Annotated in this window: 15 protein-coding genes; all 15 read right to left on the reverse strand. The window is 64.1% G+C overall.

Translation table 11 applies throughout. The annotated features are described in order from the left end of the window. Nucleotides 1-171: 171 nt before the first annotated feature. The 15 genes from lpxC to rsmH all read right to left on the reverse strand — a co-directional run bounded on the left by lpxC (nucleotide 172) and on the right by rsmH (nucleotide 18,769). On the reverse strand, nucleotides 172-1,086 hold the full coding sequence (lpxC, locus tag C266_RS25105; RefSeq protein WP_010806903.1) for a UDP-3-O-acyl-N-acetylglucosamine deacetylase: 915 nt from the start codon (nucleotides 1,084-1,086) through the stop codon (nucleotides 172-174). Between the two features lie 564 nt (nucleotides 1,087-1,650). After that, a complete protein-coding gene (ftsZ, locus tag C266_RS25110) occupies nucleotides 1,651-2,841 on the reverse strand; it encodes a cell division protein FtsZ (protein WP_010806904.1) in 1,191 nt (396 codons plus the stop codon). Nucleotides 2,842-2,945: 104 nt separating this feature from the next. Then, nucleotides 2,946-4,178, reverse strand: coding sequence for a cell division protein FtsA (gene ftsA / locus C266_RS25115; protein WP_010806905.1), 1,233 nt, complete (start codon nucleotides 4,176-4,178; stop codon nucleotides 2,946-2,948). Nucleotides 4,179-4,200: 22 nt separating this feature from the next. Next, a complete protein-coding gene (locus C266_RS25120; protein WP_010806906.1) occupies nucleotides 4,201-5,037 on the reverse strand; it encodes a cell division protein FtsQ/DivIB in 837 nt (278 codons plus the stop codon). Between the two features lie 56 nt (nucleotides 5,038-5,093). Continuing rightward, on the reverse strand, nucleotides 5,094-6,077 hold the full coding sequence (locus C266_RS25125; protein ID WP_010806907.1) for a D-alanine--D-alanine ligase: 984 nt from the start codon (nucleotides 6,075-6,077) through the stop codon (nucleotides 5,094-5,096). 1 nt (nucleotide 6,078) lies between these two features. Continuing rightward, entirely contained in the window at nucleotides 6,079-7,488 is a 1,410-nt protein-coding gene (murC, locus tag C266_RS25130; protein ID WP_010806908.1) for a UDP-N-acetylmuramate--L-alanine ligase, read from the reverse strand. 1 nt (nucleotide 7,489) lies between these two features. Continuing rightward, complete coding sequence (gene murG / locus C266_RS25135) at nucleotides 7,490-8,593, reverse strand: undecaprenyldiphospho-muramoylpentapeptide beta-N-acetylglucosaminyltransferase (RefSeq protein ID WP_010806909.1); 1,104 nt, start codon at nucleotides 8,591-8,593, stop codon at nucleotides 7,490-7,492. Next, nucleotides 8,590-9,858, reverse strand: coding sequence for a putative lipid II flippase FtsW (gene ftsW, locus C266_RS25140; RefSeq protein WP_010806910.1), 1,269 nt, complete (start codon nucleotides 9,856-9,858; stop codon nucleotides 8,590-8,592). The genes murG and ftsW overlap by 4 nt, the downstream gene beginning before the upstream one ends. Then, the gene (gene murD / locus C266_RS25145; RefSeq protein WP_010806911.1) at nucleotides 9,855-11,381 is read right to left on the reverse strand and encodes a UDP-N-acetylmuramoyl-L-alanine--D-glutamate ligase; all 1,527 of its coding nucleotides are present in this window, start codon (nucleotides 11,379-11,381) and stop codon (nucleotides 9,855-9,857) included. The genes ftsW and murD overlap by 4 nt, the downstream gene beginning before the upstream one ends. Nucleotides 11,382-11,543: 162 nt before the next feature. Further along, nucleotides 11,544-12,713, reverse strand: a complete 1,170-nt coding sequence (mraY, locus tag C266_RS25150; protein ID WP_010806912.1) for a phospho-N-acetylmuramoyl-pentapeptide-transferase — start codon at nucleotides 12,711-12,713, stop codon at nucleotides 11,544-11,546. Nucleotides 12,714-12,728: 15 nt separating this feature from the next. Then, nucleotides 12,729-14,135 (reverse strand): UDP-N-acetylmuramoyl-tripeptide--D-alanyl-D-alanine ligase, encoded by a 1,407-nt coding sequence (gene murF / locus C266_RS25155; protein ID WP_010806913.1) that lies wholly within the window; start codon nucleotides 14,133-14,135, stop codon nucleotides 12,729-12,731. Next, nucleotides 14,132-15,670 (reverse strand): UDP-N-acetylmuramoyl-L-alanyl-D-glutamate--2,6-diaminopimelate ligase, encoded by a 1,539-nt coding sequence (locus C266_RS25160; RefSeq protein WP_036664550.1) that lies wholly within the window; start codon nucleotides 15,668-15,670, stop codon nucleotides 14,132-14,134. The genes murF and C266_RS25160 overlap by 4 nt, the downstream gene beginning before the upstream one ends. Nucleotides 15,671-15,702: 32 nt before the next feature. Continuing rightward, on the reverse strand, nucleotides 15,703-17,478 hold the full coding sequence (locus C266_RS25165; RefSeq protein WP_010806915.1) for a penicillin-binding protein 2: 1,776 nt from the start codon (nucleotides 17,476-17,478) through the stop codon (nucleotides 15,703-15,705). Next, nucleotides 17,475-17,819 (reverse strand): cell division protein FtsL, encoded by a 345-nt coding sequence (gene ftsL, locus C266_RS25170; protein ID WP_010806916.1) that lies wholly within the window; start codon nucleotides 17,817-17,819, stop codon nucleotides 17,475-17,477. The genes C266_RS25165 and ftsL overlap by 4 nt, the downstream gene beginning before the upstream one ends. Continuing rightward, nucleotides 17,816-18,769, reverse strand: a complete 954-nt coding sequence (gene rsmH / locus C266_RS25175; RefSeq protein ID WP_036664352.1) for a 16S rRNA (cytosine(1402)-N(4))-methyltransferase RsmH — start codon at nucleotides 18,767-18,769, stop codon at nucleotides 17,816-17,818. Before rsmH ends, ftsL begins: the two co-directional genes overlap by 4 nt. Nucleotides 18,770-18,783: the final 14 nt, after the last annotated feature.

Here is an 18,783-nt window from a genome sequence, read left to right on the forward strand (position 1 = left end):
ATACGGCGGGTCGCGCAAGCCGTAAGAGGCGCCATCGCGACTTTCATGTCCCGATGAATCTCATCGTTGGCACAACGCCGATATTTATTGCGCGTCAAATAAAAAAGCGCCGGGAACCCGACGCTTTCGTTTTGTTACATCCATGCGGCAGCGTGCCGCCATTTGCGCGATTTACGCGAACTGCGTTTGCGGATCGAACTGGAAGCCGCGCGGAGCGTCTTCGGCGTGCTCGAACGTGACGATTTCGTAGGCGTCTTGTGCGAGAACCTCGCGCAGCAACTGGTTGTTCAGACCGTGTCCCGACTTGTATGCGGTGTATGAGGCGAGCAACGGGTGACCAATGACGTACAGATCGCCGATCGCGTCGAGCATCTTGTGCTTCACGAACTCGTCGTCGTAGCGCAGGCCGTCGTTGTTCAGGATGCGGTATTCGTCGAGCACGATGGCGTTGTCCATGCTGCCCCCGCGCGCCAGGCCCAGTTCGCGCAGCATCTCGACTTCATGCGCGAAGCCAAACGTACGGGCGCGCGCAATTTCCTTCGCGTAGGACGTCTCGGCAAAATCGATTTCGAGCGCCTGGCCGGTGCGATCCACGGCCGGGTGGCGGAAATCGATAGTGAACTTGAGCTTGAAACCGTCGTACGGCTCGAGACGGGCGAACTTGTCGCCTTCGCGAATCTCGACCGGCTTCGTCACACGGATGAACTTCTTGGCGGCAGCCTGCTCTTCGATGCCTGCCGACTGAATCAGGAAGACGAACGTCGCTGCACTGCCATCCATGATCGGAATTTCTTCGGCCGTCACGTCGACATACAGATTGTCGATGCCCAGCCCCGCGCATGCCGACATCAGGTGTTCTACAGTGGACACCCGCGCACCATCCTTCTGCAACACCGACGCCAGACGCGTGTCGCCGATCGCCATCGCCGACGCCGGAATCTCCACAGGAGGATTCAGATCGGTGCGACAGAAAACGATACCCGTGTTGGGCGGTGCCGGACGCAACGACAACTCGACCTTGCGACCGGAGTGCAAGCCGATGCCGACTGTCTTGGCGATGGATTTGAGTGTGCGCTGCTTGAGCATGCTATTTATTAAAGCTATCAGCCGCTAATGATCATAGATGCAATTATATCAGATCGATGCCTTCATCGCTGTGCCACAAACACAACGCTTCGTTACTAAACATTCCGAATTTTGCCTCATCGGTATGTCCGCCGCCCATCTCGCGTTACGAAATAGGTCATTGCGTCGTTCTGCCGTTCCATCATTTTGTGCGTCGACGTCTGGCCACACGCCGGACGTCATGCACTTTCGGGGCACCCCGGCCGCCGCGACGGAGGCATGCCGCAGCGGTCGGGGGACAGATCCGCGAGACCGGGTCCGGGATCACAAACGCTTACCCGTAACGTTCGTTATCTGCGATGCGTTGACGCCTATTGCGACTCTGGTTGTCGCAGCCACAAGGCATTTCCCGCGATCACAACCTTGCCGTATCGCCATTCGGACTCGCATTGCGGCGCGCCTTCCCCACGCCACTTGGCATGGTAGATGGGGCGACGGCGAATCCTCACGACGACCTGCGTAGGTCTCGCGATTCCCAAGGTGCGGCGGCGCCAGGCACTGGCACCCGGCCCGCGCGCAACCCTGTCAGTCGGCTTGCTTGCGCAGGAAGGCCGGAATGTCGTAAGTGTCGACACCCTTTTCCTGCAACGCGGCAACGTGCGAAGCTGCGGTCTCGCGCGTGCTGCGCCACACGGCCGGCGTATCGAGCGCGCCGTAATCCGTACCGCCCGCCTGACCAACGTTCGGCACATGGCCGGTCGCGATCGGCATGTTGTCGGTACCGGTCTTGAGCAGCGTCATCGGTGCAGCGGCCTTCTTCGCAACCGCACGGCCCAGGCCGGTTGCCACGACGGTCACGCGCAATGCATCGCCCATCTTGTCGTCGTAGACGGTACCGAAAATCACGGTCGCGTCTTCGGCGGCGTAGCTCTTGATGGTGTTCATCACTTCACGCGTTTCCGACAGACGCAGCGAACGCGATGCCGTGATATTGACCAGCACGCCACGGGCACCCGACAGGTCCACGCCTTCGAGCAACGGGCTCGCCACGGCTTGCTCGGCAGCCAGACGCGCACGATCGACACCGGCAACGGTTGCCGTGCCCATCATCGCCTTGCCTTGCTCGCCCATCACCGTCTTCACGTCTTCAAAGTCGACGTTCACCAAGCCGTCGACGTTGATGATTTCGGCGATGCCGGCTACGGCGTTATGCAGCACGTCGTCGGCGCACTGGAAGCACTTGTCCATCTCGGCGTCGTCGCCCATGACTTCGAACAGCTTGTCATTGAGCACAACGATCAGCGAGTCGACGTTGTCTTCCAGTTCCTGCGCGCCCGTCTCGGCCACACGCATACGCTTGCCACCTTCGAACTCGAACGGCTTCGAGACCACGCCCACGGTCAGAATGCCCATTTCCTTGGCAATCTGCGCCACGACCGGTGCCGCGCCCGTGCCCGTGCCGCCGCCCATACCGGCGGTGATGAACACCATGTGCGCGCCACGCAGGGCGTCGGCGACGCGCTCGCGGGCTTCTTCAGCCGCGGCGTGGCCCATTTCCGGCTTGGCGCCAGCACCCAGACCGGTCTTGCCGAGCTGAATGGTAACGCTGGCCTGCGAGCGGCCCAGCGCCTGAGCGTCGGTGTTCATGGCGATGAATTCCACGCCTTGCACACCACGGTTGATCATGTGCTGGACGGCATTGCCGCCAGCGCCACCAACACCCACCACCTTGATGATGGTGCCGTTGGTTTCCGTTTCCAACATTTCAAAGTTCATAGCGCCTCCAGTGAATTAAAAGCAGATCCGGTACTGCGGGTCACGTGTGGCTCGGGTAAGCCTCGCGTGTTTTCAATGCCGAATCCGCGCCCCTCAAAAACACCTCAAAAATTGCTGAAGAACCAGTCGCGCATGCGCGTCCAGACTTGATTCGCTTGCCCCGACTGCACGGCGACCTTGCGGCCGCGCATGCGCTGGGAACGTCCTTCGAGCAGCAGCCCCATCGCCGTCGCGTAGCGCGGACTGCGCACCACATCGGCCAGACCGCCTGCGTACTCCGGCACGCCGATGCGCACCGGCTTGAGGAAGATGTCCTCGCCCAGCTCGACCATGCCCGGCATCATTGCCGCGCCGCCGGTGAGCACGATGCCCGAGGACAGCAATTCTTCGTAACCCGACTCGCGCACCACCTGCTGCACGAGCGAGAACAGCTCTTCGACGCGCGGCTCGATCACCGCCGCCAACGCCTGACGCGAGAGCGTGCGCGGACCGCGCTCGCCCAGCCCCGGCACTTCGATCATCTCGTCGGGGTCAGCCAGCGACTGCTTGGCGATGCCGTGCTGAATCTTGATGTCTTCCGCATCCGGCGTCGGCGTGCGCACGGCCATCGCGATATCGCTCGTGATCTGATCGCCGGCAATCGGAATCACCGCCGTGTGACGAATCGCGCCTTCGCTGAAGATCGCGATATCCGTCGTGCCGCCGCCGATGTCGATCAGCACTACGCCGAGTTCCTTCTCATCTTCCGTAAGCACCGAAATGCTCGACGCGAGCGGTTGCAGAATCAGATCGTTGACTTCAAGGCCGCAACGGCGCACGCACTTCACGATGTTCTGCGCGGCCGAGACGGCGCCGGTCACGATGTGCACCTTCACTTCGAGACGGATGCCGCTCATGCCGATCGGCTCGCGCACGTCTTCCTGACCGTCGATGATGAATTCCTGCGTGAGGATGTGCAGCACCTGCTGATCGGTCGGAATGTTGATCGCCTTGGCCGTCTCGATGACGCGCGCCACGTCGGCCTGCGTCACCTCCTTGTCCTTGATGGCCACCATGCCGCTCGAATTGAAGCTGCGGATGTGGCTACCGGCGATGCCCGTGAACACATTGGTGATCTTGCAGTCGGCCATCAGCTCCGCTTCTTCGAGCGCGCGCTGAATCGACTGCACGGTGGCCTCGATGTTCACCACGACGCCTTTTTTCAGGCCCCGCGACTCGCTCTGGCCAAGGCCGATCACTTCATACCGGCCTTCAGGGCGCAGTTCGGCCACCACCGCCACGACTTTCGACGTGCCGATATCGAGGGCGACCAACAGATCCTTGTAATCTTTGCTCATAGCGTGTGTAAGTCCTGAAGTCTCACTGGCTTCGCTTCTGCCGTGCGGCAGGTTGCGCAACTGCCGGCTTTCGCGAATCCCGATTTTGCGCAGGTGTCGCGGCTAGCTTCTTGGCTTGTTCCTCGCTCAAAAAACGCATACCCGCGGCCCGCACCGCAAAACCGTTCGGGTACCGCAGATCGGCATACTCGATCTGATTTCCCCAGCGCGCCGCAACCTGCGGATACGCTTGTACGAAACGCCGGCTGCGCGTGGCGAGGGTTTCGGGCGTACGCTCCCGTCCCAGCGCCAGTTGCACGCCCCCTGCGAGCCGCACGCCCCATGCGTAACGATTCGACAGCGTGACCGCTTCGGGTTTCATATTCAGCGGCGCGAACCACTTCACGAAGTCGTAGTACCGCGCCGTCACATCTTTCTCGCTGCCCGGCGGCCCCGCAAACTCGGGCAACTTGCCCTCGTCCTCGGCTTCCGCCAGATTCGCTGCGAACAACTCGCCGTCCGCACTCACCAGACGGCCGTCGTTCCAGGTGGCCAGCGGCTTGTATTCCTCGATCGTGATGGCCAGTTGATTCGGCCAGACACGCCGCACACTCGCATGACGCACCCAGGGCACCGCCTCGAACGCTGCACGCGTCGCGTCCAGATCGATCGTGAAGAAGTTGCCCTTCAGACGCGACACCGCATTTGCGCGCAAGGTCGGTCCATTGATGTGCGACACGTCCCCATCGATCTGGATCGCCTTGAGCGTGAAGATCGGCCGCTGAATCAGCCAGTGGCCGCCCGCCGCGAGCGCCGCCAGCACGACGAGCGCGACGAGCGCACTCGCGATGGCGTTGAGCAGGCGTACGTTGTGCCACATGGCGATTTGCTTTCCGTATCAGGGCGTTCTTCAACGCGTTCAAGGTTTGACTCGGCTCACTCTGGCTTCCACTGCGCGTTCGGATGCAGATCGAGCGTCGCAGTTGCCAGAATTTCGACCACCAGGTCTTCGTACGACAGGCCCGCCGCCCGCGCCGAGATCGGCACCAGCGAGTGGCCGGTCATGCCCGGCGACGTATTGATCTCCAACAGGAACGGCTTGTTGTCGCGCTTGCGAAGCATCACATCCGCGCGAGCCCACCCACGGCAGCCCAGCACGAGGTAGGCGCGCAACACGAGGCGCTGCACTTCCTCCTGCAAGGACACCGACAGCGGCGGCGGGCATTCGTAGCGCGTGTCGTCCTTGAAGTACTTGTTCTGGTAGTCGTAGTTCGCTTCCGGCGCCACGATGCGGATCACCGGCAGGGCACGCGCGGCGGCAGCCCCCTTCGTGCCGACGCCGAGCACCGGCACGGTCAGTTCGTCGCCGTCGATGAACTCCTCGGCGAGTACGTCCGGGTCGAGCGCGGCGGCCTTTTCGTACGCGGCCTTCATCTGCGACGCTTCGGTGACCTTCGTCAGCCCGATGGTCGAGCCTTCGCGCGACGGCTTGACGATCAGCGGCAGGCCGAGATCGTTCGCCACGGCATCGAAGTCGCTGTCGGCGCCGAGCATCACGAAGCGCGGCGTTGGCAGCCCCTCGTTGATCCACACACGCTTGGTCATTTCCTTGTCCATCGCCAGTGCGGAGGCCAACACGCCACTGCCGGTGTAAGGAATCCCCAGATGTTCCAGTGCGCCCTGGAGCGTACCGTCTTCGCCGTAGCGGCCATGCAGTGCGATGAACACACGATCGAACTTCTGCGCGGCCAATGCGGCGAGGTCATGCAGGCCGGTGTCGAAAGCATGCGCATCCACGCCACGCGAGCGCAGGGCTTCGAGCACACCATTGCCCGAAATCAGCGAGATCTGACGCTCAGACGAGCGCCCGCCCATCAGGACGCCAACCTTGCCGAAACGTTTCGGATCGAAAGCACTCACGTCAAACTCCTTGCTGAACTTGCAACTTGCCGGGTACCGCGCCGATGGAGCCGGCCCCCATGGTGATCACGATGTCGCCCGCACGAGCGACTTGCAAAATGGCGTCGGGCAATTGCGCAACGTCTTCCACGAAAACCGGTTCGACCTTGCCCGCCACGCGCAATGCGCGCGCCAGCGCGCGGCCGTCAGCCGCCACGATGGGCGCCTCGCCCGCCGAATACACTTCGCCGAGCACCACGGCATCGGCATCGGACAACACCTTCACGAAATCCTCGAAGCAATCTCGCGTACGCGTGTAACGGTGTGGCTGGAAGGCCAGCACGATGCGGCGTCCGGGGAACGCACCACGCGCGGCAGCCAGCGTTGCGGCCATCTCGACCGGGTGATGCCCGTAGTCGTCGATCAATGTGAACGTGCCGCCGCCGCTTGCCTTCGGCAGCTCGATTTCGCCGTAGCGCTGGAAGCGTCGGCCAACCCCGTTGAATTCGGCCAGCGCTTGCTGGATCGCGGCGTCGGGCACTTCGAGTTCGGTGGCAATGGCAATCGCCGCCAGCGCGTTGCGCACGTTGTGCTCGCCCGGCAGATTCAGCGTGATGTCGAGCGGCGCGGCACCGGCGCCGAACTGGCGCAGCACGGTGAAACGCATTTGCCCGGCGTCGGCACGCACGTCGATGGCACGCACCTGTGCGTCCTCCGACAGGCCGTAACGCACGATCGGCTTCGAGACGAACGGCAGGATCTCGCGCACGTTCGGGTCGTCCACACACAGCACGGCAATACCGTAGAACGGCAGGCGCTGCGTGAAGGCCACGAACGACTGTTTCAGACGGGCGAAGTCGTGCCCGTAGGTATCCATATGATCCGCATCGATGTTGGTGATGACTTCGATGACCGGATTCAGGTTCAGGAACGAGGCGTCCGACTCGTCGGCCTCGACCACGATGAAGTCGCCGGTGCCGAGCTTGGCGTTCGCCCCGGCGCTGTTCAGGCGGCCGCCGATCACGAACGTCGGGTCCAGCCCGCCCTGGGCAAGCACGCTCGCCACGAGGCTCGTTGTGGTCGTCTTGCCGTGCGTGCCGGCGATGGCGATGCCCTGCTTCAGACGCATGAGTTCCGCGAGCATCAGCGCGCGCGGCACGATGGGAATCTGACGGGCGCGGCCCGCCAGCACTTCCGGGTTGTCAGCCGTGATGGCGGTGGATACGACGATCGCGTCCGCGCCTTCGATATGCTCGGCCGCGTGGCCGCGAGCGATACGCGCGCCGAGGCCCGCGAGGCGCTGGGTCACCGCGTTGTCGCCGAGATCGGAGCCGCTCACCTGATACCCCAGGTTGAGCAACACCTCGGCAATGCCGCTCATGCCCGAGCCGCCAATGCCGACGAAGTGAATGTGTTTGACGATGTGTTTCATTTCAATCCTTGGCCAGAGCCGCGCACACGCGCGCCACTTGTTCGGTGGCGTCCGGCTTGGCGAGCGCCCTGGCTTTCTCTCCCATCGCGAGCAGCGATTCGCGCGTCTGACGGCGCAGCCACTCGGCCAGGGCCTCGACCGACAGCTCTCGCTGATCGATCAGCGTTGCCGCGCCCTTGTCGGCGAGGAAACGCGCATTCGTTGTCTGATGGTCGTCTACCGCGTGCGGGAACGGCACGAAGAGCGCCGCCACGCCAGCCGCGGCCACTTCGGCCACCGTCATCGCTCCCGCCCGGCAGATCACCAGATCCGCCGCCGCGTAGGCCTCGACCATGTTGTCGATGAACGGCACCGCGTCGACCGTCACCCCCGCTGCGGCGTAGTTCGCCTGCAGCGTCTGAATATGTTTGACGCCCGCCTGATGCGTGACCCGCGGACGATCTTCGCGCGGCAGCTTCGCCAGCGCCTTCGGCACGATCTCGTTGAGCACAGTCGCGCCCAGACTGCCGCCCACCACCAGAATCTGCAGCGGCCCGGTGCGCGCGTTGTAACGCTCGGCCGGCGGTGCCATCTCGTCGAAGTCGGCACGAATCGGATTGCCAACCCATTCGCCGCCCTCGATGGTGTCGGGGAACGCGAGCAGCACCTTGTCGGCCACGCGTGCGAGCACCTTGTTCGCCATCCCCGCCACCGAGTTCTGCTCATGCAGCACAAGCGGACGCCCCAGCAGCGACGCCATCATGCCCGCCGGGAACGTGATGTAGCCGCCCATTCCGAGCACCACATTCGGCTTGGCGCGACGAATCGCGCCAATGCTCTGCCAGAACGCGCGCAGCAAGTTGAGCGGCAGCAGCAGCTTGGTCATGAGCCCCTTGCCCCGCAGGCCGCCGAACGTCACGAACGCCATCGGAATGTCGTACTTGGGCACCAGCGTCGCTTCCATGCCGTTCGGATTGCCGAGCCAGACCACGCGCCACCCCTGCACACGCAGGAAGTTGGCAACCGCGAGCCCCGGGAAGACGTGACCGCCCGTGCCGCCGGCCATCACCAGCAGCGTGCGTGTCTTCGTTTCCGGTGCCGGCATCGCGGTAGCGCGCTCGGTCATACTTTTCCTCCCCGCATCAATACGCGGTTCTCGTAGTCCACCCGCAGCAGAATCGCCACGGCCACACAGTTGAGCAAGATGCCCGAGCCGCCGTAGCTGACCAGCGGCAACGTCAGCCCCTTGGTCGGCAGCAGGCCCAGATTCACGCCCATGTTGATGAAGGTCTGTGCACCGAGCCACACACCTACGCCCTTCGCGAGCAACCCTGCGAACGTGCGCTCGAGCGCCAGCGCCTGACGGCCGATCTCGAACGCGCGGCGCACCAGCCAGTAGAAGAGCAGGATGACGACCAGCACCCCCAGGAAGCCGAACTCTTCGCCGATCACCGCGAGGATGAAGTCGGTGTGTGCTTCCGGCAGGTAGTGCAGTTTTTCGATGCTGCCGCCCAGCCCCACGCCGGTCCATTCGCCGCGTCCGAACGCGATGAGCGAGTGTGTGAGCTGATAAGCCTTGCCGAGCGCATAGTCTTCGCGCCACGGATCGAGATACGCGAAGATCCGCTCGCGACGCCATGGCGACAACCAGATCAGCATGGCAAACGTGCCGACAGCCGTGAGCGCCAGCCCGCCGAACAGACGGCCGTTCACGCCACCGAGGAACAGAATGCCCATCGCGATGGCCGCGACCACCATGAACGCCCCCATGTCCGGCTCGAGCAGCAGCAACATGCCGACGAACACCACGGCGATACCCATCGGCAGGAAGCCCTTGCCGAAGCTCTGCATGAATTCCTGCTTGCGTACGGTGTAGTTCGCGGCGTAAAGCGTGACGGCAAGCTTCATGATTTCCGACGGCTGGAGGTTGAGCACGCCGAACGGAATCCAGCGCTTCGAGCCGTTCACGCCCTTGCCCACGTGCGGGATCAGCACGATCACCAGCAGCAGCAGCGCCAGCAGGAAGACCTTGGGCGCGAGCTTGTCGAGCGTCTTGACCGGAATACGGAACGTGATCGCCGCCGCAGTCAGCCCCATCGTGAGCGACACGATGTGACGGCCCAGGAAGTGATACGTCGAATAGCCGCTATATTTCGGCGAGTCCGGCAACGCGACCGACGCCGAATACACCATCACCAGCCCCAGCGACAGCAACGAGATCACCACCCACATGAGGGCGTGGTCGTACTCGAGCATGCGCGAGCGCGTCGGCTTGATGCTGCCGAGCGTGCGGCTCGCTGCCTGGGTCGCGGCGCCCGGCGCGGTAGCCGTGCCGGCACCGGCAAAGCCCGCCTGACGCTTCTTGCTGAAGAACGACTTGATACGGTTCATAGCATCACCCCCGCGTCGGCGGCCAGATCAACCACGGTATCGCGAAACACCTGCGCGCGATGCTCGTAGTTGCGGAACATGTCGAGGCTCGCGCAAGCGGGCGAGAGCAGCACCGCATCGCCCGGCTGGGCCAGCTTGGCGGCTTCTCTCGTCGCGTCTTCGAGCGTCGGGGCATCGATCAGCTCGACGCCCGTATCGGTCAGGGCTTCGCGCAGCAGCGGCGCGTCGCGGCCGATCAGCAGCACGGCGCGCGCGTGATGCGCCACGGGATTGGCCAGCGGCGAGAAGTCCTGCCCCTTGCCCTCGCCGCCCAGGATCAGGAGCAGCGTCTTCTGCAAGCCCGTGATGGCCGCGACGGTCGCGCCAACGTTGGTGCCCTTGCTATCGTCGTAATACTCGACTTCGTTGAGCGTGCCGATGAGTTGCACGCGATGCGGCTCGCCCGGATATTCGCGCAGGCCATGCAGAAGTTTGGCCATCGGCAGATCGATGGCGCGGGTGAGCGCGAGCGCCGCCAGCGCGTTTGCAGCGTTGTGCTGACCGCGGATGCGAAGCGCATCGGCAGGCATGAGACGCTTGCCATACACCTCGACCGCCGCTTCCACGGCCCCCGCCTTGCGGCGCTTCGGTGCGGGCGGCGCCTCGTCGCGCGTGATGCCCTCGACGAGCCACCACATGCCGCCTTCCATCTCCAGACCGAAGTCGCCAACGGCCTCGGGCTTGTTCGTACCGAAGGTCACGACATTGGCCTCGGGCGCGGCAAACGCCATGACGCGCGCATCCTCGCGGTTGAGCACGCGTACGGTCTGCTCACCGAAAATGCGCGCCTTGGCCGCCGCGTAGGCGTCCATGCCGCCGTGCCAGTCGAGATGGTCTTGCGTGATATTGAGAATCGCGGCCGCATCGGGCGCGAGCGAATACGTCGTCTCGAGCTGGAAGCTGGAGAGTTCGAGTACCCAGACGTCGGGCAGCGTGGCGTCGGCAATGCACTCGGTCAGACGGTCGAGCGCCGTCGGACTGATGTTGCCCGCCACGGCAGTCCGCTTTCCGGCACGACGGCACAGCAGCCCGGTCAGACTCGTGGTCGTGGTCTTGCCGTTCGTGCCGGTAATGGCCAGCACCTTGGGGGCGTAGCCGCTGGTCGCCTGCATGTGACGCAACGCCTGCGCGAAGAATTCGATCTCACCCCACACGGGAACGCCGCGCTCGGCCGCTTCGGCCAGCAGGGCCGCGACATCGGGTGCGTTCGGCGAAAGACCGGGGCTGATACCGATCAGTTCGATATCGTCGAGCAATGCATCGACTTGCCCGGCAAACGCGCCACCGATGAACTCGGCCTGCGGCGCGTCGACGCGCAACGTCACAACGTTCGGCGGTGTCTCCGACGACGCAAAGCGCGTATCGGCTGCGCGAACGCGGCAGCCGTAACGCGCGCACCAACGCGCCATCGCCAGGCCGGACTCTCCCAGACCCAGGATCAGGACACGCGGTTGCCAGGATTCACCAAACTTCTCGCCGAACACGTCGCTCTTTCCCTTTTTATCGATTCAAACAACCTACGAATGCATCGCTTCAACGACACCGATATTCCGCTATCGGCGCGAGCGGCCCTTCCTTTAGTGCTGCGCTGCGAGAAGGCGGCTTCTCCCGTGCGCGACGCCGCTCGCTCGTCTTCTTTCGTCCTGTCAGCGCAGCTTCAGCGTCGACAGGCCGATCAGCACCAGCATCAGCGTGATGATCCAGAAGCGGACCACCACCTGCGTTTCCTTCCATCCCGACAATTCAAAGTGGTGATGCAGCGGCGCCATCTTGAAGATCCGCCGCCCTTCGCCGAAGCGTCGCTTGGTGTACTTGAACCACGTCACTTGCAACATCACCGACAGCGTCTCCGCGACGAACACACCGCCCATCACGAAGAGCACGACTTCCTGGCGCACGATCACCGCCACCGTGCCGAGCGCGCCGCCCAGCGCCAACGCGCCGACATCGCCCATGAACACTTGCGCCGGGTGTGTGTTGAACCATAGGAACGCCAGCCCCGCGCCCGACATTGCCGAACAGAACACGAGCAACTCGCCCGCGCCCGGAATATGGGGAAACAGCAGGTACTTCGAGTAGACAACGTTGCCCATCACGTAAGCGAACACGCCCAGCGCCGCGCCGACCAGCACGACGGGCATGATGACCAGGCCGTCGAGACCGTCCGTGAGGTTAACGGCGTTGGACGAGCCGACGATGACAAAGTAGGTCAACGCGATGAAGCCGAACACGCCCAGCGGGTAGCTCATTGTCTTGAAGAACGGCACGATGAAGTCGGCCTTCGGCGGCAAATCGAGCGGGAAACCGTTGCGCACCCAACTGATGAACAACTCGATCACTTTCAGGTTGCTCGTCTCCGACACCGAGAACGCCAGATAGATCGCCGCGAACAGGCCGATGATCGATTGCCAGAAATACTTCTCGCGCGACGACATGCCGCGCGGGTCTTTGTAGACCACCTTCCGATAGTCGTCGATCCAGCCGATGATGCCGAAACCCAGCGTGACGGTCAGCACGATCCAGATGAAGCGGTTGCTCAAATCCGCCCAAAGCAACGTGGCGACGGTAATGCCGATGAGAATCAGCACGCCGCCCATCGTGGGCGTTCCCGACTTCACAAGGTGAGTCTGCGGGCCGTCGGTACGCACGGCCTGGCCCACCTTCAATTCGGCGAGCTTGCGGATGACCATCGGCCCGAACGAGAGCCCGATCACCAGCGCCGTGAGGCTTGCCATCACGGCCCGAAACGTCAGGTAGTTGAACACGCGCAAATAGCTCGCATCCGCTTGCAGCCATTGCGCCAACGTCAGCAGCATTCCATCAATCCTTTATCACTTGGCCGGGGCGTCGACGCCCCCGCCTTCACTCGTCGCGCGCAACTGCTCGAGCACGCGCTCCATCCGCATGAAGCGGCTTCCTTTCACCAATATCGTGGCCGGCGCACTCAACGTGGCTTTCAACTCGGCCACGAGGGGGGCGACATCGGTCACGTCTGGAAAATGCTCGCCGCCGTCGCCGAAAGCGGCAACGCTGGCTTGCGTCTGCTCCCCCATCGCCAGCAAGCGGTCGACACCGCGCTGCGCGGCGTATTCGCCCACTTCGCGATGAAACGCCGGTCCGTTGTCGCCAACTTCGCCCATGTCGCCCAGCACCAGAACACGCGGCGCCGGCGTTTGAGCCAATACGTCGATAGCGGCCCGAACGGAATCGGGGTTCGCATTATAGGTGTCATCGATCAGGGTGACACCGGCGAGCGGTCCCTTCGAGAGCGTTGACACCTGAAGACGGCCTTTGACGGCGGAAAACGCTTCGAGTGCCCGCACGATCGAACCAATATCGACATGTGCGCCCACGGCACACGCAATGGCGGCCAAAGCGTTGCGCGCGTTGTGCTCGCCGAGCAGCGGCAACGCGACCGAGAAGTCGCCGGCCGGCGACGCCACACGCAGCACACGTGTGGCCACGTCATAACGTCCCGATACCGCGGCGCGCGTGTCGAGCGCGAAGTCGAGCACACGGCGCGTGCCCGCGATCTCGCGCCACATCGGCGCAAATTCGCTCTCGGCCGGGAACACTGCCGCGCCGTCGGCGGGCAGCGCCGCCAGCACGGCCGAATGCTCTTTCGCAACGGCGGCCACGCTCACCATGAACTCCTGATGCTCGCGCTGCGCGTTATTGATGACGGCAACCGTCGGCTGCGCGATCTTCGCGAGATACGCCGTCTCGCCGGGGTGATTCATGCCCAGCTCGAGCACCGCGAGCTTGTGGCCGTCCGTCAGACGGAACAGCGTAAGCGGCAAGCCGATGTCGTTGTTGAGGTTGCCGGCGGTCGCGAGACGCGCCTCCGCCCCCACCGCCTCGGCGAAGATCGCCGAGATCATTTCCTTGACCGTGGTCTTGCCGTTGCTGCCCGTCACGGCCACCACGGGAATCGCAAAGCGGCGGCGCCACGCGGCTGCCAGCTCACCCAGCGCAATACGCGTATCCGGCACGATCAGTGCCGGCACTTCGAACCCTTCCGGCACGCGCGACGCGACCACGGCGGCAGCACCTGCGCGCGCCACGTCGATCAGGAAGTCGTGCGCGTCGAACCGCTCGCCCTTGATCGCCACGAAGAGATCGCCCGGCTGCACCGAACGGCTGTCGGTCACGATGCGCATGAAGGCGGTCGACGGTGCCCCCATCAGGCGCGAATCGGTGACGGCGGCTTGGGCGTCGCTCAGTTGCCACATCGTCATTCGCCACCTCCGCGCACAGTGGTGGCACGCGCAGCGAGTGCCAGACGCGCATGCTCCTGATCGGAGAACGGCCGCTTCTTACCCATGATTTCCTGTGTACTTTCGTGTCCCTTGCCCGCAACGAGCACCACATCGGCGGCCTGCGCACTGCGCACGGCTTGCAGAATCGCGCTCGCCCGGTCTTCGATGTGCCTTGCGGCGCCAGGGTGCGCAAGCCCTGCGGCGATCTGCGCCATGATGTCGGCCGGCACTTCGGTGCGGGGATTGTCGCTCGTGAGCACGATGGCGTCTGCCAGACGTTCGGCCACCGCGCCCATTTGCGGACGCTTACCCGCGTCGCGATCGCCACCGCAACCGAACACACAGACGAGCTTGCCGCCGCGCGCTGCCGCCACCGGACGCAGCGCTTCGAGCGTCTTGTCGAGCGCATCGGGTGTGTGCGCATAGTCGATGACGACCAACGGCTGTCCCGGTTGTCCGATCTGCTCCATACGGCCGGACACGGGAGTGAGCGTCGCCAGTCCGGCAATGGCCGCGTCTTGCGGCACACCGGCAGCCAGCGCGGCGCCCAGCACGGCAAGCGCGTTGCTCACATTGAACTCGCCGATGAGCGGCACCGTGATCTGCTGGCTGTGATCGTCGATATGCAGCGTGAAGCGCGTGCCCGCCGTCGTCGCGCGAATATCTTCGGCGCGCAACACTCGGTTACCGTGCGCCGACACCGCATCGCCGTGCACGCCATATTCGTATACCGGGGTCTTCCCCGCCAGACGCGCGAGCAGGCGTTGCCCCATCGCATCGTCCCGGTTGATGACGGCGGCCTTCAGGGTCGGCCAGTCGAACAAGCGCGTTTTGGCCGCTTCATATTCGGCCATCGTGCCGTGGTAATCGAGGTGGTCTTGCGTCAGATTGGTGAAGACGGCAACGTCGAATGCCACGCCGTTGACGCGACCTTGATAGAGGCCATGCGACGACACTTCCATCGCGACCGCCTTCGCCCCCTGGGCGCGCAGGTCGTCGAGGCTGCGTTGCAACTGGACGGCGTCCGGCGTAGTGAACCCCGTCACCGTCAGATGCCCGGGGAAGCCACTGCCCAGCGTGCCGATCACGGCGCTGCGGGTGCCCGTCTTCGACAGCAGTTGCGCGAGCCACTGGCTGCACGACGTTTTGCCGTTCGTCCCGGTCACGCCCAGCATCGTCATACCGGCGCTCGGCTCGCCGTACCACAGCGCCGCCAACGGACCGGCGAGCCAGTCGAGTCGCGGCACACCGAATTCCGGCACGTTTGCCACACCGGCCTGCGACGCCGGCCAGACAAAACCATCGCTCTGCCACAGCACGGCGGCGGCGCCCCGCTCGACCGCATCGGCAATGAAACCACGGCTGTCCGCCCCCTTCACGGCGTACGCAACGAACACGTCGCCCGGTGTCACACGGCGGCTATCCGCGTGTAGCGTTGCGCCGGCCGGCACCGTGCGGCGCAGCCAATCCCATGCCTGCGCGAGCGTCGCGCGCTCGGTGGCGTCCGCGATCATGGCGAGCGTGACGGGGTTCTGAGGCGTCGGGGTCACGGTGCCCATGGCTCGCTCTCCTCCACCTTGTCGCTCACAACGAGCTTCGTCACCGGCGAATCCGGCACCACATTCAACGCACGCAACGTACCGCCCACAATCGCAGCAAACGCCGGACCGGCGGCCACGCCGCCGAAGTGCGAACCGCGGTCCGGCTCATCGAGCGTGACGGCCACGATGATGCGCGGCTCGGACATCGGCGCCATGCCGACGAACGACGCGCGGTACTTGCTCTTGTCGTATCCCTTGCCCGATTGCTTGTAGGCCGTACCGGTCTTGCCGCCCACGCGATAGCCGACCACCTGGGCACGCGTGGCGGTGCCGCCGGGCGAGGTCACCATTTCCAGCATCTTGCGCACTTCGCGGGCCGTCGCCGGCGAGATGACCGGCGTGCCCTTCACGACACCGCCATCCGTCTTGTAGATGGAGATCGGCAGCAGTTCGCCGTCGTGCGCGAACACCGTGTAGGCGCGGGCAAGCTGAATCAGCGAGGCCGACAGCCCATAGCCGTAGCCCATCGTCGCCTGCTCGATCGGACGCCAGCTCTTGGCCGGACGCAACCGCCCGGCCACGGCGCCGGGGAAACCGATTTTCGGCGCCTGACCGAGGCCGACGCTCGTGAACATGTCCCACATTTCCTGCGACTTCATCTGCAGCGCGATCTTGGCCGTGCCGATGTTGCTCGAGTGCTGGATGACGCCCTGCACGGTGAGCAGTCCATAGTCGCGCGTATCCGTGATCGTCGCACCGAAGAAGTTGGCCCGGCCGGTGGTCATCACCGTCGACGTCGGCTTCACATAGCCGTTCTCGATGGCAGCCGCAATGGTGATCGGCTTCATGATCGAACCCGGCTCGAACGTGTCGGTGATGACTCGGTTGCGCAGCTGCGCGCCCGTGAGATTCGTGCGGTTGTTGGGGTTATACGTAGGAAGGTTTGCGAGCGCGAGCACCTCGCCCGTGCGAACGTCGAGCACCACGGCGCTGCCGGCTTTCGCGCCGGTACGCTCGATGGCGTCCTTCAATTCGCTGTAAGCGAGGAACTGGATCTTGCTGTCGATCGAGAGCGTAATGTCGCGGCCGTCACGCGGCTGCGCCAGGATGTCGATGTCTTCGACAACGCGCCCCAGGCGATCCTTGATCACGCGGCGGCTACCGGGGGTTGCCGCCAGATCCTTCTGCATCGACAGCTCGACGCCTTCCTGCCCGATATCCTCGACGTTCGTGAAACCCACCACGTGCGCGGCGATCTCGCCTTCCGGATAGAAGCGCTTGTACTCCTTGCGCTGGTATATGCCGGGGATGTCCAGATCGGCAACCTGTTTGGCCACGTCCGGTGACACCTGACGCTTCACGTAGACGAAGCTCTTTTCCTGATTGAGCTTGCGGCGCAAATCCGGCTCCCCCATCTCGAGCAGACGCGCGAGTTGGCGGATCTGCTGCGCCGAGACGTCGTCTGGCACGTCCTCGGGGATGGCCCATATCGCCTTGACGGGCAGACTGGTGGCAAGCACCTGTCCGTTACGGTCGAACACTTTGCCGCGCGTGGCGGACATCTCCAGTGTGCGTTCGTAACGGCTCTCGCCCTGACGTTGATAGAAAGCGTTGCCCGGCCCCTGAATCCAGAAGGCACGCGCGACCAGCGACGCAAACGCGCCGAAGATCACGAAGACGAGCATCTTCGAGCGCCACATCGGCAGACGCACGGACAGCACCGGGCTGGCAGAGAACTGCACATCCTTGGTTTTGGCCTTGGCGTCTTTGCGGCGAATCATCGCTTGCCTCCGCTCGCTGGGGCAGACGCGGCGCTCGCGCTCGGCACCGGCACATCCACCATCGCGCCGGTGCTACCGGCCGGTGCGGACAGATATTGCGTGCGGCCCGGCGAGACGGCCTGCATCTTCAGGTCGCTGCGGGCCACGCTTTCGATACGGGCACTCTTGCTCTGCGCGCTCTGCTCATACTGGAGACGATCCCAGTCCTGCAACAGTTGATGCTCGAGCGCCTGCTCGCGATTGAGTTCGACGAACGTCCCGCGCGCCCGGTACTGGGCATTGATCAGCGACAACGCGCAGCCGATGAGCAGCGCGAGCAGAAGCACGTTGAGCCGGCTCATGTTGCCACCCGCTCCATGACCCGCATGATCGCCGAGCGCGCACGCGGGTTCGCCTCCACCTCTTCGGCGGACGGCTTGATCTTGCGGCTGGATTTGAAGGGCGGCTCGGGAATTTCATGGGCGCGCAAAGGCACGCGGCGATCCACCACCGGCGCACTGGTGCGCGCTTGCATGAAGCGCTTCACGATGCGGTCTTCCAGTGAATGAAAGCTGATCGCCACGAGTCTGCCTCCCGTTTCGAGGACATCGGCCGCCACGTCGAGTGCTATCTGCAAGTCCGCAAGCTCTTGATTGACGTGAATCCGTAGAGCCTGAAAGGTGCGTGTTGCCGGATCCTTGCCCTTCTCACGGGTCTTGACGGCGCCCGCCACGATCGCGGCAAGCTCGCGAGTGCTGACGAGTGGACCGAGGTGTTCGGCGTTTGCCCGGCGAGCAACAAGCGCCTTTGCAATCTGAAAAGCAAACCGTTCTTCCCCATAGTCCTTGATGACCTCCGTCATTTCTTCCAGCGTTGCCCGGGCCAGCCAGTCGGCGGCCGACTCACCGCGCGTGGGATCCATGCGCATATCGAGCGGGCCGTCGAAACGAAAACTGAATCCGCGCGCGGGGTCGTCAAACTGCGGCGACGACACGCCCAGGTCCAGCAATACCCCCGACACCTTGTCGATGCCGCGCCGGGCCAGCGCCTCGCGCAATGTCGCGAAGCTCTCGTGCTCAATCGAAAATCGCGGATCGGCAATTTTTGCCGCCTCCGCGATCGCTTGGGGATCCTTGTCGAATGCGATCAGCCTCCCCCTGGGACCCAGTCGCTCGAGAATCCTGCGACTGTGCCCGCCTCTGCCGAACGTGCCGTCGACGTATACGCCGTCGTCGCGCCACAGCAAGGCATCCACGGCCTCCTCGAGCAGGACCGTGCGGTGCTGCATTACCGTTTCCACCGCGTGCGCCATGCTCGTCGGACCAC

This window comes from Pandoraea sp. SD6-2 (assembly GCF_000389825.1).
Classification (GTDB): Bacteria; Pseudomonadota; Gammaproteobacteria; order Burkholderiales; family Burkholderiaceae; genus Pandoraea; species Pandoraea communis.